The sequence below is a fragment of the Streptomyces sp. NPDC104309 genome (assembly GCF_055584025.1).
In genome coordinates this window covers 443,804-465,116 of record NZ_JBVJMV010000003.1, presented here as the reverse complement: position 1 = coordinate 465,116, position 21,313 = coordinate 443,804, and the positions used below count along the sequence as shown (strand labels likewise).

Sequence of the window (21,313 nt, the reverse complement as noted above, 5' to 3'; positions counted from 1 at the left end):
GAGCGAGGAGCACGACGTGGCGGTACGAGCGGTCCGTGGAGCCGTCCAGCTGGAACAGGACGAGGCCGGACACATGGGTGAGCGGGTCAGTGCCCTGCTCACCGCCGTCCTGGAGCGCAACCACCTCGTCGCGGACGATCTGATCAGCATCTGGTTCACGGCCACCCCCGATCTGCACAGCGACTTCCCGGCCGCCGCGGCGCGCGGGATCGGTATCGTCGACGTACCGCTCATCTGCGCCCAGGAGCTGGACGTCGTGGGCGCGATGCCCCGGGTGGTGCGCGTCCTCGCGCACGTCGAGACGTACCTCCCCAAGTCCGAGATCGCACACGTGTACCTCGGCGCCACCGCTGCCCTTCGCAAGGACATCGCCCAGTGAGAACCGCCCTCGTCGTCGGAACGGGCCTCGTCGGCACCTCCGCGGCCCTCGCCCTGGCCGGGCGCGGCATCCATGTCCACCTCGTCGACCACGACCCCGAGTCGGCCCGCACCGCGGCCGCTCTCGGTGCCGGTACGGACGAGGCGCCCGAGGGCCCCGTCGACCTGGCGATCATCGCCGTGCCGCCCGCGCATGTGGCCTCGGTCCTGGCCACGGCCATGCGGGACGGCGTCGCCCGCGGTTACCTCGACGTCGCCAGCGTCAAGGGCGGCCCGCGCCGTGAGCTGGAGGCCCACGGCGTCGACCTCACCCCTTACATCGGTACGCACCCCATGGCCGGAAAGGAGCGATCCGGCCCCCTCGCCGCCACCGCGGACCTCTTCGAGGGCCGTCCCTGGGTCCTCACTCCGACCCGTGACACCGACACCGAGGTCCTGAACCTCGCCCTGGAACTGGTCGCGCTCTGCCGCGCCGTCCCCGTCGTCATGGACGCCGACGCGCACGACCGGGCCGTCGCCCTGGTCTCGCACACCCCGCAACTGATCTCGTCGATGGTCGCCGCCCGTCTGGAGGAGGCCGACGAGACCGCCGTACGTCTCTGCGGCCAGGGCATCAGGGACGTCACCCGGATCGCCGCGTCCGACCCCCGGATGTGGGTGGAGATCCTCTCCGCCAATCCCGGCCCGGTCGCCGACGTACTGGCCGGGGTCGCCGCCGATCTGGACGAGACGGTACGGGCGCTGCGCGGTCTGCAGTCCGGTGACGACGACAGGCGCCGCGAAGGCACCGAAGGTATCGAGGACGTCCTGCGCCGCGGCAACGCGGGACGGGTCCGGGTGCCCGGCAAGCACGGGACGGCCCCCGCCTCGTACGAGATCGTGTCCGTGCTCATCAGCGACCGGCCCGGCGAACTGGCCGGGATCTTCGCCGACGCCGGACGGGCCGGGGTCAACGTCGAGGACGTCCGCATCGAGCACGCCACCGGGCAGCAGGCCGGCCTGGTCCAGCTGATGGTCGAGCCGAGCGCGGCTGCCGGGCTGAGCGCGGCGCTGCGCGAGCGGGGCTGGTCGCTGCGCCAGTAGGCCCCGGGCGGCGGGCCCGCGAGGAGGTTGTCCACAGGGGTGCAGAGGACCCCTCCGGCACTCGGTAACCTTGTGCGGGGCGGGTTCGCGCGTCCCCGTCCCGCCCACCCCGAGTACCAGGAAGGTGTCCACCACCGTGGAAACCGCAAGCGCCGCCGCCCGGACGGCCCCGGCCGCAGTGATCGTCGCCATCGACGGGCCCTCCGGCACCGGCAAGTCCAGCACGTCCAAGGCCGTCGCCGCCCAGCTCGGCCTGAGCTACCTGGACACCGGCGCCCAGTACCGGGCGATCACCTGGTGGATGCTGAACAACGGCATCGACGTGCAGGACGCGATGGAGGTGGCGACCGCCGCCGCCAAGCCGGTCATCGTCTCCGGCACGGACCCGGCCGCCCCGACCATCACCGTCGACGGCGAGGACGCCTCGGGCCCGATCCGTACCCAGGAGGTCACCTCCAAGGTCAGTGCCGTCAGCGCGGTCCCCGAGGTGCGCACCCGGATCACCGAGCTGCAGCGCACGATCGCGGCCTCGGCCGAGCGGGGCATAGTCGTCGAGGGCCGCGACATCGGCACCACCGTGCTGCCCGACGCCGACCTGAAGATCTTCCTCACCGCGTCGCCGGAGGCGCGTGCCGCCCGCCGCAGCTCGGAGGTGAAGGGCTCCGATCTCGTCGCCACCAAGGAGGCGCTGATCAAGCGGGACGCGGCCGACTCCGGCCGCAAGACCTCCCCGCTGGCCAAGGCGGACGACGCCGTCGAGGTGGACACCACAGAGCTGAGCCTCCAGCAGGTCATCGAGTGTGTCGTCACCCTCGTCGAGGAGAAGCGGGCCGTGAAGTGACCCGAGCCACGGGCTCGCCCACGCCGCGCGGTGCGGCGGTCGGGCGCGGGATCGGCATCGGGCTGATGTATGGGCTGTGGAAGCCCCGCGTCCTCGGTGCGTGGAAGGTCCCCGCCTCCGGACCCGTCATACTCGCGGTGAACCACTCCCACAACATCGACGGTCCGATGCTGATGGGCACCGCGCCCCGGCCCGTCCACTTCCTGATCAAGAAAGAGGCGTTCGTCGGCCCGCTCGACCCGTTCCTGCGTGGCATCGGTCAGCTGAAGGTGGACCGTACGACCGCCGACCGCACCGCCATCATCGACGCCCTCGGCGTGCTGGACGGCGGCGGGGTGCTCGGGATCTTTCCCGAGGGCACCAGGGGCGAGGGCGACTTCGCCTCTCTGCGTGCCGGGCTCGCGTACTTCGCGGTACGCAGCGGGGCCCCGATCGTCCCCGTGGCCGTCCTGGGAAGCACCGAGCGTCGCGGACGGTTGATATCGGCACTGCCGCCGTTGCGCAGCCGGGTCGACGTCGTCTTCGGTGATGCCTTCGAGGCGCAAGAGAGGGCGCGCGGCTCGGACAAGGGTGGTGGCGGCCGGCGGACGCGCAAGGCGCTGGACGAGGCGACGGTGCGGATCCAGGCGCGGTTGACCGCCCACCTGGACGAGGCCAGGCGTTTCACCGGGCGTAGGTAAGACTTGAGTAGTGGGCCGCGTGGTCGTGGCCCATCGATGATGATGCAAAGAGGAACGGACTTCATGAACGACCAGATTCACTCCGACGGCTCGGACCACGAGCACGGAGCGCTTGGCGACGCCGAGTACGCGGAGTTCATGGAGCTCGCCGCGGAGGAGGGCTTCGACGCCGAAGACGTCGAGGGCGCGATCGGGGAGGCCGGTCACGGACCGCTTCCCGTGCTCGCCGTCGTCGGCCGCCCGAATGTCGGCAAGTCGACGCTGGTGAACCGGATCATCGGCCGCCGCGAGGCGGTCGTCGAGGACAAGCCCGGTGTCACCCGTGACCGCGTCACCTACGAGGCCGAGTGGGCGGGCCGCCGCTTCAAGGTCGTCGACACCGGCGGCTGGGAGCAGGACGTGCTGGGCATCGACGCCTCCGTCGCCGCCCAGGCGGAGTACGCGATCGAGGCCTCCGACGCGGTCGTCTTCGTGGTCGACTCGACCGTCGGCGCCACCGACACCGACGAGGCCGTCGTCAAGCTGCTGCGCCGGGCAGGCAAGCCCGTCGTGCTGTGCGCCAACAAGGTCGACGGCCAGAGCGGTGAGGCGGACGCCACCGCGCTCTGGTCGCTGGGCCTCGGCGAGCCGCACCCGGTCTCCTCGCTGCACGGGCGCGGCACGGGCGACCTGCTCGACGCCGTACTCGAAGCGCTTCCGGAGGCCCCCGCGCAGCGCTTCGGCACCGTGATCGGCGGACCGCGCCGGATCGCGCTCATCGGCCGACCGAACGTCGGCAAGTCCTCGCTGCTGAACAAGGTGGCGAACGAGGACCGCGTCGTCGTCAACGAGCTCGCGGGCACCACCCGTGACCCGGTCGACGAGCTGATCGAGCTGGGCGGCATCACCTGGAAGTTCATCGACACGGCCGGTATCCGCCGTCGCGTCCACCTCCAGGAGGGCGCGGACTACTACGCCTCGCTGCGTACCGCCGCCGCCGTGGAGAAGGCCGAGGTCGCCGTCGTCCTGATCGACGCCGCCGAGTCCATCAGCGTCCAGGACCAGCGCATCATCACCATGGCCGTGGAGGCCGGGCGTGCCCTGGTGATCGCGTACAACAAGTGGGACACCCTCGACGAGGAGCGCCGTTACTACCTGGAGCGCGAGATCGAGACGGAGCTCGCGCAGGTCGCGTGGGCCCCGCGGGTCAACGTCTCAGCGGTCACCGGCCGTCACATGGAGAAGCTGGTCCCGGCGATCGAGACCGCCCTCGCCGGCTGGGAGTCCCGCATCCCCACCGGTCGGCTGAACGCCTTCCTCGGTGAGATCGTCGCCTCCCACCCGCACCCCGTCCGCGGCGGCAAGCAGCCCAGGATCCTCTTCGGCACCCAGGCGGGCACCAAGCCGCCGCGCTTCGTGCTGTTCGCCTCGGGCTTCCTGGAGCACGGCTACCGGCGCTTCGTCGAGCGCCGCCTGCGCGAGGAGTTCGGCTTCGAGGGCACCCCGATCCACATCTCGGTGCGGGTCCGCGAGAAGCGCGGCCGCAACAAGTAGCACGCACGGGCCCATGAAAGAGCCCCGGACCGTTCCGGATACGGAACGGTCCGGGGCTCTTTCCTACGGTCAGGCCCCTCGCGATCCCGGGGGCAGAGCCGCGGGCTGGGTGCGCCCGGAGTGCCTTCCCACCCGCTGCCAGGAACCCAGGCTGCCGGTGTGTGTGCTCGGGCCGCTGCCGTGTCCGGCTGTCGTGCTGTGCGCGGAGAGGCCGGTGGAGAGACCGGAGTGGCCGCTCAGCGGGAGGCGGCTGCCGAAGAGCCCGCTGCCGAAGGCCAAGAAGCCGAGATTCTCCTCGCCGCTCCGATCGCCCGGCAGCGCCCGGAACGACCGGCGGTACTCCGAGTACAGCGCGTCGTAGATCGGGGTGTGGGACTGACCGCCCGAGGGTTCCTGCGACGGACGCATGGCAGGGATCGGGCTCGGGCGCTGGTGGGAGGAGTCGTATGCGTGCACGTATGTGCCAACGACCCCGGTGTCCGTCGGATGCGGGCCCGGCGGAGAAATAGCTGTTCGCCGCAGGCGCGAGGAGCCGACGGACATGATCAGGTCCCGGCCAGCGGCATCGCCGCGGCGACCAGGAGCCCGGCGGCGGCGGCCTTGTCCAGGGCGTCGCGCAACAGGTCCTCGCGGGGCTGCTGGCCGATCGCTCCCGCCGGGGCGGCGAAGACGAGCACGGTCTGCGACTTGTTGGCCGCCGTTCGCCAGCCCTCGGTGACCTGGAGCGGCGCGTGTGCCTGCCACCAGGCGACGGGGGCGCCGCCGGTGCCCGGCTGCAGCACGGCGTGCAGCCGGCCCATGGCGAGCAGGATCGACCAGCCGTGCAGCACCGGGGGCATCCGGTCCACCTGGTGGACCGGATGGAAGCCCTGCTCCAGCAGCAGCTGCAGGAACTCGTCGCCCCGGCTGCCGTCGGTGCCCGGACGGGCGATGGCGCCGGTCGGCTCGACGACGAGGGCCGGATGGAGCTCGTCGTCGATCAGGACGAGGCCGCTGGTGACCCCGAGGACGGCCTGTCCGGTGCTCGGGCCCTCCGGGTGCTCCGCCTCGCTGCCGGTGATGCTGCGGACCGCGCCCTGAAGCTGGTCCTCGGCGACCTGGACGACCTGCGAGGGGATGCAGCTCGCGTGGGCGAAGGCGAGGACGGCGGTCTCGTCACCGACGAAGAGCACCGTGCTGGTGCGTTCCTGCTCGGAGTCGCCGGGAGTGCGGCAGGAGGTGCAGTCGTAGCTGCCTGGGGTGTTGTCGCCGACGAGCAGCCGGTCGGCTTCGGCGTCGCCGATCTCGGCGCGTACGTCCTCGCTGACGTCGAGCATGCGCGGCACGGGTGGCTCCTCGAACTCGTTGCGTGGGCCGAGCGGTTCCCGGCTCATGAAGAAGACAACGGGCGATCCGCGGCCGGGGTCACGCGAGAAAGGGAACGTAATCGAACCATTCGACGCGGAGGGTGAATCTCGGGACCGGAAGGGCCGTTTACGGATTATTCGTCCCGATTGGTCGCGGGGTGCTGTGGTCGACTCGGCCAGGGGGTGGTTCGCCAATACGTCGACAAATCGGGAAAACAGGCGAATATGAAGATGGCCGGAACTGGCCGATGTTCGGAGTGAACCTCCGGCCGGTCCGCGTCGTCATGGGTAGTACCGCCCTCCACTGGTCGGCCGAACCGGGAGATGTACCGTTTTATGCACATTTCTTTCCTGCTTCACAACGCCTACGGAGTCGGGGGCACGATCCGCACGACGTTCAATCTCGCCGGGGCGCTGGCCGAGCACCATGACGTCGAGATCGTCTCCGTCTTCCGGCACCGGGACGTCCCGGCGCTGGGCGCTCCCGTGGGCGTGCGGCTGGGCCACCTCGTCGACCTGCGGAAGAAGAGCCCGACGTACGACGGCGACGCGGCCGAACACGCACGTCCCGCAACCGTGTTCCCGCGCGGCGACAGCAGGTACCGGCAGTACAGCAGGCTGACCGACACCCGGGTGGCGGACCATCTGCGGTCGCTGGACGCGGACGTCGTGGTCGGAACCCGCCCCGGGCTCAACGTGCAGATCAGCAGGCAGACCCGGCGCGGTCCGGTCCGGATCGGTCAGGAGCACCTCACCCTCGACAGCCACGGCTACCGGCTGCGCCGCGAGATCGGGCACCGCTACGCCCTGCTGGACGCGATCACCACTGTCACCGAGGCCGACGCCCGTGCCTACCGGAGGGGGTTCAAGCTGCCCGGCGTACGGATCGAGTCCATTCCCAACAGCGTGCCCGCGCCGGGGATCGCGCCCGCCGACGGCGACAGCAAGTGGGTGATCGCCGCGGGGCGGTTGCACAAGGTCAAGCGGTACGACCTGCTGGTCCGGGCCTTCGCCGACGTGGTCGCCGCCCGTCCGGACTGGCGGCTGCGCATCTACGGCGGCGGTGACGCGACCGGGAACGAGCGGCAGGCGCTGCTCACCCTCATCGGTGAACTCGGCCTGCACAACCACGTGTTCCTGATGGGTTCGGTCAACCCGCTGGAGGCCGAGTGGCCCAAGGGGGCGATCGCCGCGGTCACTTCGGACCGCGAGTCCTTCGGCATGACCATCGTCGAGGCGATGCGCTGCGGCCTGCCGGTCGTCGCCACCGACTGCCCGCACGGCCCCCGCGAGATCATCGAGGACGGCACGGACGGGCGGCTGGTGCCCGTCGGTGACGCTGCGGCGGTGGCGGCGGCCCTGCTCGGTCTGATCGACGACGACGAAGCACGGCACCGAGCGGGACGCGCCGCGCTGGCCGCGTCGCAGCGGTTCGATCCGTCGCGGATCGCCGAACGCCATGAGCGGCTCTTCACCGAACTCGCCTCCCGGGCCCCGAGCGACCGTTCGCACGGCGCTCTGCGCACCACACTGCACCGCGCCCGCGGCACCGTCCTCGACGGGGCGTACGCCCTGCGCTACAAGGCCGCCGACGCCATCCGCAAGGGGAAGACCGCATGACCGTCTCCGCAGAGCGACTGACACCACGAGCCGACTGCACCGCGGGCCCCGACGGCGGGATCGTCCTCGACCTCGACCCCGGTCGCCGCGCGGAGTGGAAGGCACCCGAACTGCTTCTGAGGCTGCGCGGCAGCAAGGGGGCCGCCGACGGCACCCTGCGGCTGCCGCTGAGCCCGCTCGGTGACGGACGGCTGCGGGCGGAGCTGCCGAGCACCCTGGAGCCCGCCGAGGGGCGCTGGGACGTCTATCTGCGCGAGCCGGGCGCGGGCGACGACGGGGAGGTGGCCGTCGAGCCCGGGATCAGGGATCTGCGGCTCCTCATGGACCGCACACCGCGGACCGGGCGGGTCGTGGTCCGTATCCCGTATCCGACCGTCGACGGCCGACTCGCCCTGCACTGCTGGATCCGCTCACCGCACGCCGAGGCCGGACCGGTCACCTTCGACCGGGACGCGATGACCGTCGAGGGCACGCTGTACGGGACCGGTCTCGGCGACGACGCCCGCGTCGAGGCGCGAGCGGCCGGTACCACCGAGCGGGTCTGCCAGGTGCCGGTCACCGGGACGGGGGACACGTTCTCCTTCACGCTGCCCCTCGACCGGCTGGCGGCCGGGCCGGTCACCGGGAAGCAGCTGTGGACGCTCTGGCTGATCCCCGGCACGCCGACCGGTGAGCCGGCCGACGGCGTACGGATCTCCCGCCTCCTCGACGACGTCTGGGACCGCAAGAACATCTTCGTCTACCCGGGACGCGGCGTCGGGGAGGGCGCACGAGCCACCCCCTGCTACTCGGCCGAGAACGACCTCTGCGTCCGGATCGAACCCGGTCCGACGCCGGCCCGGTAACGGCCTCGCCCACGATTGTCAGTGGGAGAAGGAGCGGTGTCCGGGGCCTTCGAATCCAAGGCGGAGGAGGGAGTCGGATGGGGCCTCCCCTGCTCGAACGCAGCCGAGAGCTTGGGGAAGGAGCGTCGGCGACTGACGACAACGCCGGAGGCGGAGGTCCCGGACACCGCGACGCCGCTGACAATCGCGGGCGAGGCCGTAAGGCCTCGGCAACCGATCGCGGACGCGGGCTGTCCGCGATCCCTGGCAGACTCGCCGCATGTTGGGGACCTCGGCACGACTGCTGCGTCTGCTCTCACTGCTCCAGGCGCACCGGGACTGGTCGGGCGCCGATCTCGCCGAGCGGCTCGGAGTCACACCACGGACTGTCCGACGCGATGTCGACAAGCTGCGCGAACTGGGCTACCCGGTCGACGCCGCCCCCGGCACGGGCGGCGGATACCGGCTCGGCGCCGGTGCGCAGTTGCCGCCGCTGCTCCTCGACGACGAGGAGGCCGTAGCCGTCGCCGTCGGGCTGCGCACCGCGGCGGGCAACGGGGTCGAGGGCATCGGCGAGACCTCCGTACGTGCCCTGGCCAAGCTGGAACAGGTGCTGCCGAACCGGCTCCGGCGCCGGGTGAACGCGCTGAACACCTTCACGGTGCCGTTGCTGCGCGGGCCCGGCGCGTCCACCGCCGACCCGGGTGTGCTCACCGAACTGGCCGGAGCCTGCCGGGACGGCGAGCGGCTGCGCTTCGCATACCGGGACCACTCCGGTTCCGTATCGCGCCGGGCCGTCGAACCGCACCGGCTGGTGTGCACCGAACGCCGCTGGTATCTGGTCGCCTGGGACCTGGACCGCGCGGACTGGCGTACGTTCCGTGCGGACCGGATCACCCCCACGCCGCCGCACGGCCCGAGGTTCGTGCCGCGCGACGCACCGGCCGAGGATCTGGCCGCCTATGTCTCGGAGGGCATCTCCACCGGCGCGTACGCGACCCGTGCGGTGATCCGGCTGAAGACGGGTATCGAGCGCGCGGCGGAACGGATCCCGCCGTCCGCCGGGGTGCTGGAGGCGGACGGCGCCGACAGCTGTCTGCTGCGCACCGGGGCCACGAGTCTTGATGTGCTGGTCATCCACGTCGTGCTCATGGGGATCGACTTCGAGGTCGTCGAACCCCCGGAGCTCAATGACGCCATCAGGGCGGTCAGGGACCGGCTGTCGAGGGCCCTTGGCTGAGCGCCTCCACCGGTGTTCCCCCGCGGCGAAGGTTCGGCTTGTCCGCTATACGGGCGGTGGCGGGCGGTAGTGCCGGTCCGTGGCACGGATTTTGTGACCAAAGGATAAGGGTGCCATAAGGAAGCGTGAATTCCCGGTGGCATGCTCATTTACGCGAGTTATTCAGCACGGTAATTCCGACTGCTCGATACGATGTATTTCGTTTTGTTTTCGGGCGTTCCGTATGATCGTTTCCCGGCTTGTGTGATTACTGTGTGTCGGGTCGTGGGCCGCATGTCCGGGCGGCGTGATCCGGGCAGCTCAGGTGTCGAGATCCTGTGACACAAGCGTGACAGGCAGGGGACGTGAGGACGCTGTGCGGCAGTCCCTGCCCCGGCTTCCGTCGCGGTCCAAGGGAGCCTACGGTGAGAGACATGGCACCCATACCGACCCCTCCCGTCCAGCCCGAAGACGCACCCGGTGCGTACGTCGGCCTCGCTGTCGACGCGGCCGAACGGCGAGCGCGCAGCCATGGCTGGACCACTGTCAGATCCCTGCCGCCGGGGGCGATCATCACCATGGAGTTCCGGGGCGGACGGATCAACTTCGAGGCCGTCGACGCCGTCGTCACCCGTTGCTGGGTGGGCTGAGCGCCGCTGCGGCCGGGCTCCGGGCTCCCCGCACGGCGAAGGCCCCGACCGGAGTCGGGGCCTTCGCCGTGCGGGGAGCGGCTGTGCGTACCGGCTCCTGGCGTTGTTCAGCCGCCGGACACCGGGCGGGCCGGGGCCGTGCCGCCGCGGGGCGTACGGTCCGCGTGCGGCGGGCGCCGGCTCCCGGCCGGGGTGGCCGGAGTCCGTTCCGAGCGCACCAGATGTGTCGGATGCGACGGCGGAGCCGGGTGGGTACGCGGGCGGGGGCCCGTGACCGTGCCCGCGGCGACCGGTTCCAGCGCCGGGCTCTCCGCGGCGGCGTCGCCGCCGTCCAGCTGCGCGGGCAGCGCGGTCCGGGGCCCACCCACTGCGACGGGCAGGGAGGGAACGGGGAGGGCGCGTCCCCGCAGGATCTCGCGCTGGGCGAAGATCCAGGCCTCGGCCCGGGTGATCAGCGGCTCGACCCAGGGCAGAGCCAGCAGGATCAGCAGCCCCGCGGCCCAGCCGAGCAGCACATCGCTGAGCCAGTGCGTGCCGAGGTAGACGGTGGTGAGTCCGACGCCGAGCGAGACGATCGCGGACACGGCCGACAGGTAGCGTCTGGCCCGCGGGGTGGTCGCCAGGTACGCGAGGATCCCCCAGGTCACGACCGCGTTGGCGGTGTGGCCCGACGGAAATATATCGCCGCCGGCGAAGAGTTCGGCGGAGCCGATCTGGGTCGCGTAGTGCGGGCCGAGCCGCCCCAGGCCGATCTTGACCGCGCCGACCGTCACGTTGAGCAGCAGCAGTGCGGCGCCGAGTGTCAGCAGAGGCCGCAGGGTGTGCTGCCGCCAGGAGCGCCAGCCGAGCCAGCAGGCGACCATGGTGGCGGTGGGGCCGCGCTGACCGAGCACGATGTAGTAGTCGAGGAACGCATGGATTTGCGGCCACTGTTGATAGGGCCGGAAGAGCATGACCTTCCAGTCCAGGGTCACCAGCCAGGAGGAGACCAGCACGGCGACGACGATGGCGAGATAGAACGCCAACGTTCCGCCGAAGAGAGCGATGCGGTGACGGCTCATCCGCGGCGGCTCTATCTTCGGCGGCTCCGGCTCCCGGTCCAGGCGGGCAAAGATGTCGGTACGCACCCAATCGACGTTACAGCGAGTTAGTGCGTGGACAGGTCGATCCGGTCTCTTTGTGATGACGATGTGATGTGGACTATGTCTCAGTCGGACCGTAATTCCTGACTCGAAGAAGCGTCTCGACATGCCTCCACGGTTTTTATTTCGCACTTATTTCGGAAGGGTGTTTGGGGGCGGGAAGAAAAGCGAAGGAGGTGCCCGTATGAATTTATCCGGCCGCTCGAAGGGGTGGAACCGAAGGTATCCGTCCGGTCACCGACCGCTTTCGGCGCAGGCCCGGCCGGTGGTGCCGGAGTGACGCCGGGTACCTTCTGTGCCGGGTGTGGAGGTCGGCGGGGCAGCTCCGAGCGGTCCTGGATGGCAGTCGTCCGCGCAGGTCCGACGGGCTCCGGGCGGCGACGCGGCGTGGCGTACGCCACACTCCACGGCCCGCCGGGGTATGAGGTGGACCACGTGTGGGTGCTCCGAACTCGCGTACGCTGACGGATCACTCGCCCGTCGATGCCGGGCCCCGAGGGGCAGCGAACCGCCGCGTCCCCGGCTGGCCCGCCGAGCGCGAGGGACCTTTTGGGAGGTACATGCATGTCCGGGACGACCACAGCCCGAATCCGGCTGCGCTCAGCCGCCGACGGTGCCAATCGGTGGGTCGTCCTCGTCGTCCTCTGCCTCAGCCTGCTGCTCGTCGCACTCGACGCGACCGTGCTCCACGTCGCCGTCCCCGCCGTCACCGCGGACCTGCGGCCCAGCGCCGCCGGTCTGCTCTGGATCGTGGACGCCTATCCGCTGGTCTGCGCCTCGCTGCTGATCCTCTTCGGCACCCTCGGTGACCGGGTCGGCCGGCGCCGCGTGCTGCTGCTCGGCTATGCCCTCTTCGGCGTCGCCTCCGCGATCGCCGCGATGGCCGGCAGCCCCGGCGTACTGATCGCGGCGCGCGCCCTGCTCGGCGTCGGCGGGGCGATGATCATGCCCGCGACGCTGTCGATCCTCCGGCAGGTCTTCCCCGACCGGCGCGAACGGGCCGTGGCGATCGGCGTCTGGAGCGCGGTCGCCGCCGTCGGAGCGGCCACCGGGCCCGTCATAGGCGGCTTCCTGGTCGAACACTTCTGGTGGGGCTCGGTCTTTCTGATCAATGTTCCACTGATGGCCCTGGTCCTGCCGGTCGGCCGCCTGCTGCTGCCCGAGTCGCGTGGCAGCGACGACGGCCCGTGGGACGTACTGGGCGCACTGATGGCCGCGGCCGGTGTGCTCGGTGTGGTCCTCGGAGTGAAGCGGGCGGGCGCCGGGGAGGGGCTGCTGAGCCCGGTCACACTGGCCCCGCTGCTGATCGGGGCCGTACTGCTTGTCACCTTCGTACGCCGTCAGAAGCGACGTACGCATCCGCTGATAGACATCGGGATGTTCGCCCGGCCGGCCTTCTCCACCGCGGTGGGCTGCATCGTCCTCGCCATGCTGGCGCTGGTCGGGCTGGAACTGATAGCCGTGCAGTACCTCCAGCTCGTGCTCGGGCTGAGCCCGCTGGAGACCGGTCTGCGGCTGCTGCCGCTCACCTTCGCGGCCATGGCCGCGGGCGCCACCGGGTCGTACACGCTGCGCCGCGTCGGGCCGCGGCGGATGGTCGGCTGGGGCTTCGTGCTCACGGCCGCCTCGGTGCTGATCCTGACCGCGATGGGGCAGCACGACCGGCCCGGCCTGCTGACCGCGGCGTTCGTCGCACTCGGCTTCGGACTGCAGACCACGCTCTTCGGGGCGTACGAATCCATGCTCAGCGAGGCCCCGGCCGACCGGGCGGGCGGGGCGGCGGCGATCGGCGAGACCTCGTACCAGCTGGGCGCGGGCATGGGCATCGCCCTGCTCGGCAGTGTCATGAACGCCGCCTACGCCCCCGGACTCGCGAGGCTCCCCGGAGAGGGTGTCCCCGTCGGGGACGGTGCGGCCGCCGCCCACTCGTTGGGTGAGGCCTACCAGGTGGCGGACCGGCTCGGCGGTCCGCTGGGCGAGGCGCTGCGCTCCACGGCCCGCCACGCCTTCATCACCGGGCTGCATGTCACGCTGCTGGTCAGCGCGGCCCTGCTGCTGGCCGGGGCGCTCGCCGCGCTGTGGCTGCCACGCGCGATGGAGTGCCCGTCGCCGGCTCTTCGCGAAACCGGGGACGCCGACGCGGGCGAGGCGCCGGAACGCCCCGAGCCGCGCGAGGCGCCCGTCGCGGGCCGTGCGCAGCGGTCGCTCGCGCTGCCTGCCCGGCGCCGACCCGCCGAGGCGACCGGCTCTGGACGGGCGGGACGCTGAGCCGTAACGTCGGCACGAGGCTATAACTAACACTGCTAGTTTTGGCATCGTGCGAGCCGCCGGAGGCGCCCTCATGTCCACCACCCCGTCCTCGAAGCTCCCGCCCTTCGACCCCGCCGACCCGATCGGCATCGACGACCTGCTCGGACCCGAGGACCTCGCCATCCGCGACACCGTCCGGGACTGGGCCACCGACCGTGTGCTGCCGCACATCGCCGAGTGGTACGAGAACGGCGAGCTGCCCGGCATCCGGGAACTGGCCCGCGAGCTCGGTGCGCTCGGCGCTCTCGGCATGTCCCTGCAGGGGTACGGCTGCGCGGGCGCCACCGCCGTGCAGTACGGACTGGCCTGCCTGGAACTCGAAGCGGCGGACTCGGGGATCCGTTCGCTGGTCTCCGTGCAGGGATCGCTCGCCATGTACGCCATCCACCGCTTCGGCTCCGAGGAGCAGCGGCAGCGGTGGCTGCCGGGCATGGCGGCCGGCGAGGTCATCGGCTGCTTCGGTCTCACCGAGCCGGACCACGGCTCCGACCCGGCCGGGATGCGGACGTACGCCAAGCGCGACGGAGGAGGGGACTGGGTCCTCACCGGCCGCAAGATGTGGATCACCAACGGCTCGGTCGCCGGGGTCGCCGTCGTCTGGGCGCAGACCGACGAGGGCGGCGCGGGCGGCGGAATCCGCGGATTCGTCGTGCCGACCGACACCCCGGGCTTCACGGCGCCCGAGATCAAGCACAAGTGGTCGCTGCGCGCCTCGGTCACCAGTGAGCTGGTCCTCGACGAGGTACGGTTGCCCGCCGATGCCGTACTTCCCGGAGTCACCGGTCTGCGCGGCCCGCTCAGCTGTCTCAGCCACGCCCGCTACGGCATCGTCTGGGGAGCCATGGGCGCGGCGCGCGCCGCCTTCGAGGCGGCCCTCGACTACGCGCGGACCCGGGAACAGTTCGGCAGGCCGATCGGTGGCTTCCAGCTCACCCAGGCCAAGCTCGCGGACATGGCCGTGGAACTGCACAAGGGCATCCTGCTCGCCCACCATCTGGGCCGGCGGATGGACGCGGGCAGGCTCCGCCCGGAGCAGGTCAGTTTCGGAAAGCTCAACAACGTGCGGGAGGCGATCGACGTCTGCCGTACCTCGCGCACGATCCTCGGCGCCAACGGGATCTCGCTGGAGTACCCGGTGATGCGCCATGCGACGAATCTGGAGTCGGTGCTCACCTACGAGGGAACCGTGGAGATGCACCAGCTGGTGCTGGGCAAGGCGCTCACCGGTCTCGACGCGTTCCGGTAGACCGGTCCGGCGAGCGCCCTGCTCAGCTCTGGTTGAAGAAGCCGTCGGCCGGCCGGCCGGCGGCTTCGCCGTTCACCACCCGGGTGTCGGCCGGGGTCAGCAGGAAGACCCGGGTGGCCACGCGCTCGATCGAACCGCGCAGCCCGAAGGTCAGCCCCGCGGCGAAGTCCACGACGCGCTTGGCGTCCGTGGCGTCCATGGTCGTGAGGTTGACGATCACCGGCACGCCGTCCCGGAAGAGCTCGCCGATGCCTCGCGCGTCCCGGAAGCTGTCCGGGGTGACGGTGGCGATCCGGCGGCCCGTCTCCTCGGCAGTCTCGGAAGCCACCTGCACCCGGGGATCGGTCACCCAGACCTGACCGGTCCCGGTCTGCGCACCCCCGGCGTACTCGTCGTCGTCGTAGTACCGCTCGTCGTTGTCCTCCACGAGGCCCAGCCAGGCACTCGCCTTGCGCACCGATCCCATGGACGCCTCCTCTCACCGCGGTTCCGTGATGTTCCGCATCTCTTTCGTGTCCCTATGGTCGTCCATGATGCGGATCGTGCGCCAAGTGGATAGTCGGCGCGCAGGGGATTCGTGACGGTACTGGTGCAGAAGATGTGGCGGTTCGTCAGGGTTCCTCCCGCATCAGGGGCCTGAGAGAAAGAAATATGATGCGCCGCTCCGTACGGGTGACACGGGGGACGTACGGGTGAACGGAGTGCTCGATACGATGCACGTCGCGCACGCGCACGAGCTCGGCGCACGAGTGAACGACTCTCGGGGGATCGTCGTGTTCGGAATCGTCAGGCCCTGTACGCATCGGTTGTCCGAGGGGCTCAGGACGGAGTGGATGGCCCATCTCTGCGGGCTCTGTCTCGCACTTCGCTCGGACCACGGGCAATTCGCCCGTGTCGTGACGAACTATGACGGCCTGATCATCTCGGTCCTGACGGAGGCTCAGGCCGAGCGCACCAACGGATGGCGACGCACCGCGGGGCCCTGCCCGCTGCGCGCCATGCGGACCGCCCCGGTCGCCCACGGCGAGGGAGCCAGGCTGGCCGCCGCCGTCTCGCTGGTGCTGGCGTCGGCGAAGGTACGGGACCACGTCGCCGACCGGGACGGCCTGTTGAAACGCCGCCCGGTCGCCGCCGCCGCGCGCCGGGTCGCGGCGGGCTGGGACCGGGCAGGCGCGCGCACCGGCGCACAACTCGGCTTCGACACGGCGCTGCTCGTCGACGCCGTCGACCGGCAGACCGGAATCGAGCTGCTTGCCGGGCCCGGCACCCCGGTGCTCACGGTCACCGAGCCCACCGAGACCGCCACTGCGGCAGCCTTCGCCCACACCGCGATACTCGCGGGCAGGCCGCGGAACGCGGAGCCGCTGGCCGAGGCGGGCCGGCTCTTCGGACGCCTGGCGCATCTGCTGGATGCCGTGGAGGACCAGGAAGCTGACGCCGTGTCGGGCGCCTGGAACCCGCTCACCGCGACCGGCACCTCGCGGGCCGAGGCCCGACGACTGTGCGACGACGCGCTGCGGGGGGTACGGCTGGCATTGCGCGACGCGGAGTTCACCGACGACAAGCTGGCCCACGTGCTGCTGGTGCACGAACTGCGACAGTCGGTGGACCGGGCGTTCGGCACCACGGCGTGCTCGCACGGGGCGGGCGTTCCGGTACCGGACGGAGCCGGCCGCCCGTCGGGTGCGCGGCAGACCGGGTCCTTCGGCCCGCCGCCCGGCAATCCGTACGCGCCGAGCCCCGGCAACCCCTTCGGCCCGCCGCAGCCGCCGCCCGAGCCCCCGCGCGACCGGCGCGGACTGATCGCAGGATGCCTGGTGTGGGCGGGGCTGGCCTGTACCTGCCAGATGTGCTGCGGCACCTTCGAGGACCCGTGGACCCATCAGCGCCGCGAGGGGCTGTGCAGTCAGTGTGACTGCGGCGACTGCTGCGATGGGTGTGACTGCTGCAGCAACTGCGGGGACTGCTGCGACGGGTGCGACTGCTGCGGGTGCGACTGCAGCTGCTGAGCGGGAGGCCCGGCGTCACGACCTGGCGGTACCGCGCCCTCCCGGCCCCGGAGCCGGGGCCGGCTTCGGGACCCGGGCCGGGGAACCGGGCCCGGCCGGGCCGGACCCGGCCCCGGCCCGCGGGTCCGTGTCACCTGATCTCGGGCGGTGAGATCTGCGAGGTCTTGATCGCCGACGCGCCGATGCCCCACTTCTTCAGGATCCGGTCGTAGGTGCCGTCCGCCTTGAGCCCGTTCACCGCGGCCTGGAAGGCGGGTGCCAACAGGGTGCCCTTCTTGAAGGCGAAGCCGACGTCGAGGCGCTTGAACTCGTTGAGGAAGCGCACGCCCTCCTGCTGATCCACCGCGTACCGCAGTCCGTTGATGGTGGACATCACCACATCGCTGCGCCCCTGCTGGAGCGAACCCCAGGTCGCCCCCTGGTCGTTGTAGGTCTTCACCTCGTACGGCTTCCTGCCCGAGTCGGAGCACCGATGCCTGTTCTCCTCCAGTGTCACCTCGAACGTGGTGCCCGCGCCGGTGCCGACCGTCAGACCGCAGAGCTGGGTGAGATCGGTGACCTTCTTCAGCTCGCTGCCGTCGCGGACCGCGAACCCCTGGCCGTCATTGATGTACGTGACGAAGTCGATCGTCCTGCGGCGTTCCTCGGTCACCCCGAAGTTTCCGGTGCCCACGTCGTACTTGCCGCTGTCCAGCGCGGGCAGGATCGCCTCGAAGGAGGCCACCTCGCGCTTCAGTCGCAGTCCGAGCTTCCTGGCCACCGCGTCCGCGAAGTCGATGTCCGTACCGGCCACCGTCTTCCCGTCGGCGAGGTAGGTGGCACCGGGCGGATTGCCGACGCTGGAGGCGATGGTCAAGGTGCCGGAGGCGCGGACGGCGGGCAGCAGCTTCGCCGCCGCCTCGTCCTTGTGCACCGACGACACGACATCGGTGGTCGGGACCTTCCCCTTGGCCTCCGCGGCGCCGGCCGGCGCTGACGCCGGATCGCCGGACCCGCACGCGGTGAGGGCGAAGGCGGCGACGGTGATCAGCGTGAAGGCGGCGGTGTACCGGGTTCGGGGCATGAGGCGTGGTTCTCCAGGGTCATCGGCCGCGAGCGGGCGCGGCGGCGGCCCGTGAGCAGGGCAGCGCGCGGCGACCCCACGGCCGGGGCGAAGCGAACGGCAGAGCAGGAAGTCGACAGAACGAGAGGTCGACACAGCGCGGAAGAGCGGTGGAACGGGGGAGGGGAGGGTGAAGCGATGTTGTGTACGTGAAGGCGCGCGGGGAACAGTGCTCAGCGCCGCACACGGCGCCAGGCGGAGACGCGAGGAGATGCAGGGGGTCGGCTCAACAGGAGGAGGACCACACGCGACCGAAGTCGATGTGGGAGCGCTTGACCAGCCACTGCTGCGAATGCATGGCCCCAGTGGAACAGGCATCCGGTGGTCCGTCAACTGAACTGAGTCGTACGACTCACAGTGTGGACAAGCTTGACAACGCGCGGTGGACAGCGGTTGTCTCGGAAGCGGACCGGCGCTGAGGGGCCCGGTCCGCGTTGTGTTTCTGCTGAAGACGCGCCCCGTGTTCGATCTCTGCATCCACGGAGCCTTCGCATGTCCGCGCAGACAGACACCCTCCCTTCCTCCCACCCCGCCCCACTCGCGAAGAGCGAGCAGACCGACCGGCTCAGGATCGTCCCGGTACGCCGAACAGGGCAGTGGGCGGCGGCAGTTGTCGCCCTGGTGCTCCTCGCCCTGGCGCTGAACTCCGTCATCCGCAACGACGCCTTCCAGTGGAACGTCGTCGCCGAGTACTTCACCACCACCGCCGTCCTGCGGGGCCTCGGCCTCACCCTCTGGCTGACGGCACTGGTCATGGTGCTCGGCTTCGCCCTCGGTACCCTGCTCGCCGTCCTCAGGCTCTCCGACAACCGTGTTCTGCAGGCGGTCGGTTGGGGATACGTCTGGCTCTTCAGGTCCACCCCGATCCTGGTCCAGCTGCTGTTCTGGTTCAACATCGGCGCTCTCTACCCGGAGATCCTCGGCGTACGTACGGTCAACCTCCTCGGCCCCGTCACGGTCGCCGTCATCGGGCTCACCCTGCATGAGGCCGCGTACGCCGCCGAAGTCGTCCGCGGCGGCATCCTCTCCGTCGAACGCGGACAGATCGAGGCCGCCCAGTCGCTCGGCCTCGGGCCCTGGCGCCGGCTCCGCCGGATCGTGCTGCCCCAGGCGATGCGCTCCATCGTCCCGCCCGCGGGGAACATGCTGATCGGCACCCTCAAAGGCACCTCGATCGTCAGCATCATCGCCGTACAGGACCTGCTGTACTCGGTGCAGCTCGTGTACCACCGCACCTACCAGGTCATCCCGCTGCTGCTGGTCGCCACCCTCTGGTACGCCCTCGTCACCTCACTGCTCGGCGTCGGCCAGCACTACATCGAGCGGCACTACGCGCGCGGCACGGCCGGTGCCCGATGAGCCGGACACCGGCGCTCGTCGTCATCGGCGCCGGACCGCGCGGCACCGGCCTGATCGAGCGCATCGCCGCCAACGTCCCCGGCCTGTACGAGGACCGCCCGCTGGACATCCATCTCGTGGACCCCCACCCGCCCGGCGGCGGGCGGATCTGGCGGCACGACCAGTCGCCGCTGCTCTGGATGAACTCCATGGCCGAGGACGTCACGATGTTCACCGACGACACCGTCCGGCTGGAGGGGCCGACACGTCCGGGGCCCGCGCTGCACACCTGGGCGGCGGACATCCGGGACGGGCGTCTGACGCTCTCGGAAGAGGCAGCTCCGGAACCCGAACTCCTGGCGGAGATAACGGCGTTGAAGGGGCAGGACTTTCCGAGCAGGCGGCTGCAGAGCGTCTATCTGCGCTGGGTGTACGAGCAGGCCGTGGCCGCACTCCCCGAAGGCATCGCCGTCCACTGGCACCGGGACAGGGCCGTGCGCGTGAGCGGGCCGCGCGAAGGGCGTCAGAGCGTCTGGCTGGAGGGGGCCGACAAGCCGCTCCTCGCCGATCTCGTCGCGGTCGCCATCGGTCACCTGGACGCCGAACCGGAGCCGGAGCAGGTCGAGTTGGCCGACTTCGCGCAACGGCACGGACTCGTCCACCTGGCGCCCGACTTCACCGCCGACACCGATCTGACCGAGCTGCCCGCGGGCGAACCCGTCATCGTCCGGGGCTTCGGACTCGCCTTCGTCGATCTGATGGTGCTGCTCACCGAGGGCCGCGGCGGGCGCTACGAGAACGGCGAGTACCAGCCCTCCGGCAGAGAACCGGTGCTGCACATCGGATCGCGCCGGGGCGTTCCGTACCATTCCAAGATCGGCTACGCCTGGCAGGGCGAACGGCCCCCGCTGCCGCGCTTCCTGGGACCGGACCGGACCGAGGCCCTGCTGAAGACGGACGAGCCGCTCGATTTCCGGCGCGATGTGTGGCCATATGTCGACAAGGAGCTCGGCTACGCCCACTACCAGCGGCTCTTCACCGCCCACCCCGAGCGGACCACCGCCGACTGGCACGATTTCGAGGCGAAGTACGCCACCGCGGATCCGGCCGGCCCCGAGCTGCGCGCCCTCGTGGCGGCAGCCGTACCCGACCCCGCCGACCGGCTCGACCTCGAAGCGGTCGACCGCCCGCTGGACGGGGTGCGCCACGCCTCGTACGACGCACTCCAGGAAGAGCTGCGCGCCTATATCTCCGCGGACCTGGAACGCCGCCACGACCCCGGCCACAGCCCGGATCTCGCCGTCTTCCTCGGACTCCTCTCCGCCTACGGGCAGTTGATCCGGCTCGGCGACATCGGCGGTTGGTGGCACGGCTTCTTCAGCTACCTCGCCTCAGGGCCGCCGGGCCCCCGGCTGCGCCAGCTCCTCGCGCTCTCCCGGGCCGGCGTCGTCCGCTTCCTCGGCGCCGGAATGACCGTCGAGGTGGATGAACGCCGGGGCGTCTTCCGGGCCGGCAGCGCCACCGTGCCGGGGGAGTCGATCGAGGCCCGCGCCCTGGTCGAGGCCCGGCTGCCCGACCCCTCACTGGAACGCACCCGCAGCAGCCTGCTCCGGGGACTGCACGAGGACGGGGCCGTCGCCACCGACACCGGGCTGCTCTCCGTGGACCCCGACGACGGCCGGATCCTGGGCCGGGACGGACATCCGCACCCGCGCCGCTTCGCGCTCGGCCCGTTCACCACCGCTCGCGCCGGCGGAGCGTTCACCCGGCCGCGCACCGGCGGCCCGGCCTTCCGGCAGAACGACGCCACCGCACGCACGGCGCTCACCTTCCTCAGGGACCTCGCCTGTAGCGACGGCCCCCTCGGAGCCTGACCGCGGCTCCGCGCGGAAGCAGCCACGGAAACACCCACCCCACCCCCGTACCCCGCAGCTCAAGGACCCCTCATGTCCCTCACCAGCGATCCACCCATCGACAAGGCGACAGGACCAC

19 protein-coding genes are annotated in these 21,313 nt (G+C 71.0%); 14 read left to right on the top strand and 5 right to left on the bottom strand.

The features are described 5' to 3' along the window. Positions 1 to 16 precede the first annotated feature (16 nt). The 5 genes from aroH to der all read left to right on the top strand — a co-directional run bounded on the left by aroH (position 17) and on the right by der (position 4,515). On the top strand, positions 17 to 379 hold the full coding sequence (gene aroH, locus ACZ68L_RS06160) for a chorismate mutase (RefSeq protein ID WP_469574515.1): 363 nt from the start codon (positions 17 to 19) through the stop codon (positions 377 to 379). Then, positions 376 to 1,461, top strand: a complete 1,086-nt coding sequence (locus ACZ68L_RS06155; protein WP_469574513.1) for a prephenate dehydrogenase — start codon at positions 376 to 378, stop codon at positions 1,459 to 1,461. The genes aroH and ACZ68L_RS06155 overlap by 4 nt, the downstream gene beginning before the upstream one ends. 124 nt (positions 1,462 to 1,585) lie before the next feature. Then, entirely contained in the window at positions 1,586 to 2,302 is a 717-nt protein-coding gene (gene cmk / locus ACZ68L_RS06150) for a (d)CMP kinase (protein WP_469574512.1), read from the top strand. Further along, the gene (locus ACZ68L_RS06145; protein WP_469574511.1) at positions 2,299 to 2,982 is read left to right on the top strand and encodes a lysophospholipid acyltransferase family protein; all 684 of its coding nucleotides are present in this window, start codon (positions 2,299 to 2,301) and stop codon (positions 2,980 to 2,982) included. The genes cmk and ACZ68L_RS06145 overlap by 4 nt, the downstream gene beginning before the upstream one ends. A 63-nt stretch (positions 2,983 to 3,045) precedes the next feature. After that, positions 3,046 to 4,515 carry a ribosome biogenesis GTPase Der gene (gene der / locus ACZ68L_RS06140; protein WP_469574509.1) on the top strand — a complete coding sequence of 490 codons (1,470 nt, stop codon included), beginning with the start codon at positions 3,046 to 3,048 and terminating at the stop codon, positions 4,513 to 4,515. A gap of 69 nt (positions 4,516 to 4,584) precedes the next feature. Here the strand turns inward: der and ACZ68L_RS06135 are convergent, their stop codons facing one another. Further along, entirely contained in the window at positions 4,585 to 4,923 is a 339-nt protein-coding gene (locus tag ACZ68L_RS06135; RefSeq protein ID WP_469574507.1) for a hypothetical protein, read from the bottom strand. Positions 4,924 to 5,060: 137 nt separating this feature from the next. Then, on the bottom strand, positions 5,061 to 5,840 hold the full coding sequence (locus ACZ68L_RS06130; RefSeq protein WP_469574582.1) for a hypothetical protein: 780 nt from the start codon (positions 5,838 to 5,840) through the stop codon (positions 5,061 to 5,063). A gap of 357 nt (positions 5,841 to 6,197) precedes the next feature. Here ACZ68L_RS06130 and ACZ68L_RS06125 point away from each other — a divergent pair, with 357 nt between their 5' ends. From ACZ68L_RS06125 to ACZ68L_RS06110, 4 genes are all read left to right on the top strand, one after another. Then, positions 6,198 to 7,481 carry a glycosyltransferase family 4 protein gene (locus ACZ68L_RS06125; protein ID WP_469574506.1) on the top strand — a complete coding sequence of 428 codons (1,284 nt, stop codon included), beginning with the start codon at positions 6,198 to 6,200 and terminating at the stop codon, positions 7,479 to 7,481. After that, positions 7,478 to 8,326, top strand: a complete 849-nt coding sequence (locus ACZ68L_RS06120) for a transferase (RefSeq protein ID WP_469574504.1) — start codon at positions 7,478 to 7,480, stop codon at positions 8,324 to 8,326. Before ACZ68L_RS06125 ends, ACZ68L_RS06120 begins: the two co-directional genes overlap by 4 nt. A gap of 259 nt (positions 8,327 to 8,585) precedes the next feature. Beyond that, positions 8,586 to 9,545 (top strand): helix-turn-helix transcriptional regulator, encoded by a 960-nt coding sequence (locus tag ACZ68L_RS06115; protein WP_469574503.1) that lies wholly within the window; start codon positions 8,586 to 8,588, stop codon positions 9,543 to 9,545. Positions 9,546 to 9,958: 413 nt separating this feature from the next. Then, entirely contained in the window at positions 9,959 to 10,174 is a 216-nt protein-coding gene (locus ACZ68L_RS06110) for an I78 family peptidase inhibitor (protein WP_469574502.1), read from the top strand. Between the two features lie 107 nt (positions 10,175 to 10,281). Here the strand turns inward: ACZ68L_RS06110 and ACZ68L_RS06105 are convergent, their stop codons facing one another. Continuing rightward, positions 10,282 to 11,301 carry a phosphatase PAP2 family protein gene (locus tag ACZ68L_RS06105; RefSeq protein ID WP_469574501.1) on the bottom strand — a complete coding sequence of 340 codons (1,020 nt, stop codon included), beginning with the start codon at positions 11,299 to 11,301 and terminating at the stop codon, positions 10,282 to 10,284. Positions 11,302 to 11,880: 579 nt separating this feature from the next. Here ACZ68L_RS06105 and ACZ68L_RS06100 point away from each other — a divergent pair. Then, positions 11,881 to 13,584: an MFS transporter gene (locus ACZ68L_RS06100; RefSeq protein WP_469574499.1), complete on the top strand. Its 1,704-nt coding sequence runs from the start codon at positions 11,881 to 11,883 to the stop codon at positions 13,582 to 13,584. 73 nt (positions 13,585 to 13,657) lie between these two features. After that, positions 13,658 to 14,872: an acyl-CoA dehydrogenase family protein gene (locus ACZ68L_RS06095; RefSeq protein WP_469574497.1), complete on the top strand. Its 1,215-nt coding sequence runs from the start codon at positions 13,658 to 13,660 to the stop codon at positions 14,870 to 14,872. Positions 14,873 to 14,894: 22 nt separating this feature from the next. On the opposite strand, the gene ACZ68L_RS06090 is transcribed toward ACZ68L_RS06095, so the two are convergent. Further along, positions 14,895 to 15,338 carry a cell division protein SepF gene (locus ACZ68L_RS06090; RefSeq protein WP_469574496.1) on the bottom strand — a complete coding sequence of 148 codons (444 nt, stop codon included), beginning with the start codon at positions 15,336 to 15,338 and terminating at the stop codon, positions 14,895 to 14,897. Between the two features lie 307 nt (positions 15,339 to 15,645). Between ACZ68L_RS06090 and ACZ68L_RS06085 the strand changes: the two genes are divergently transcribed. Then, positions 15,646 to 16,881: a DUF5685 family protein gene (locus ACZ68L_RS06085; protein WP_469574581.1), complete on the top strand. Its 1,236-nt coding sequence runs from the start codon at positions 15,646 to 15,648 to the stop codon at positions 16,879 to 16,881. A gap of 130 nt (positions 16,882 to 17,011) precedes the next feature. Here the strand turns inward: ACZ68L_RS06085 and ACZ68L_RS06080 are convergent, their stop codons facing one another. Continuing rightward, positions 17,012 to 17,944 carry an ABC transporter substrate-binding protein gene (locus tag ACZ68L_RS06080; protein WP_469574494.1) on the bottom strand — a complete coding sequence of 311 codons (933 nt, stop codon included), beginning with the start codon at positions 17,942 to 17,944 and terminating at the stop codon, positions 17,012 to 17,014. Positions 17,945 to 18,475: 531 nt separating this feature from the next. Between ACZ68L_RS06080 and ACZ68L_RS06075 the strand changes: the two genes are divergently transcribed. Both ACZ68L_RS06075 and ACZ68L_RS06070 read left to right on the top strand, forming a co-directional pair. Continuing rightward, positions 18,476 to 19,342: an amino acid ABC transporter permease gene (locus ACZ68L_RS06075; protein ID WP_469574492.1), complete on the top strand. Its 867-nt coding sequence runs from the start codon at positions 18,476 to 18,478 to the stop codon at positions 19,340 to 19,342. Beyond that, entirely contained in the window at positions 19,339 to 21,195 is a 1,857-nt protein-coding gene (locus ACZ68L_RS06070; protein ID WP_469574491.1) for an FAD/NAD(P)-binding protein, read from the top strand. The genes ACZ68L_RS06075 and ACZ68L_RS06070 overlap by 4 nt, the downstream gene beginning before the upstream one ends. Positions 21,196 to 21,313 lie beyond the last annotated feature (118 nt).

Bases quoted from the DNA above. Each gene is read 5' to 3' on its own strand.
- ACZ68L_RS06080 (WP_469574494.1), bottom strand. From the start codon at position 17,944: ATGCCCCGAACCCGGTACACCGCCGCCTTCACGCTGATCACCGTCGCC.
- ACZ68L_RS06135 (WP_469574507.1), bottom strand. From the start codon at position 4,923: ATGCGTCCGTCGCAGGAACCCTCGGGCGGTCAGTCCCACACCCCGATC.
- ACZ68L_RS06100 (WP_469574499.1), top strand. From the start codon at position 11,881: ATGTCCGGGACGACCACAGCCCGAATCCGGCTGCGCTCAGCCGCCGAC.
- ACZ68L_RS06070 (WP_469574491.1), top strand. From the start codon at position 19,339: ATGAGCCGGACACCGGCGCTCGTCGTCATCGGCGCCGGACCGCGCGGC.
- ACZ68L_RS06095 (WP_469574497.1), top strand. From the start codon at position 13,658: ATGTCCACCACCCCGTCCTCGAAGCTCCCGCCCTTCGACCCCGCCGAC.
- der (WP_469574509.1), top strand. From the start codon at position 3,046: ATGAACGACCAGATTCACTCCGACGGCTCGGACCACGAGCACGGAGCG.
- ACZ68L_RS06125 (WP_469574506.1), top strand. From the start codon at position 6,198: ATGCACATTTCTTTCCTGCTTCACAACGCCTACGGAGTCGGGGGCACG.
- ACZ68L_RS06110 (WP_469574502.1), top strand. From the start codon at position 9,959: ATGGCACCCATACCGACCCCTCCCGTCCAGCCCGAAGACGCACCCGGT.
- ACZ68L_RS06120 (WP_469574504.1), top strand. From the start codon at position 7,478: ATGACCGTCTCCGCAGAGCGACTGACACCACGAGCCGACTGCACCGCG.
- ACZ68L_RS06115 (WP_469574503.1), top strand. From the start codon at position 8,586: ATGTTGGGGACCTCGGCACGACTGCTGCGTCTGCTCTCACTGCTCCAG.
- ACZ68L_RS06090 (WP_469574496.1), bottom strand. From the start codon at position 15,338: ATGGGATCGGTGCGCAAGGCGAGTGCCTGGCTGGGCCTCGTGGAGGAC.
- ACZ68L_RS06075 (WP_469574492.1), top strand. From the start codon at position 18,476: ATGTCCGCGCAGACAGACACCCTCCCTTCCTCCCACCCCGCCCCACTC.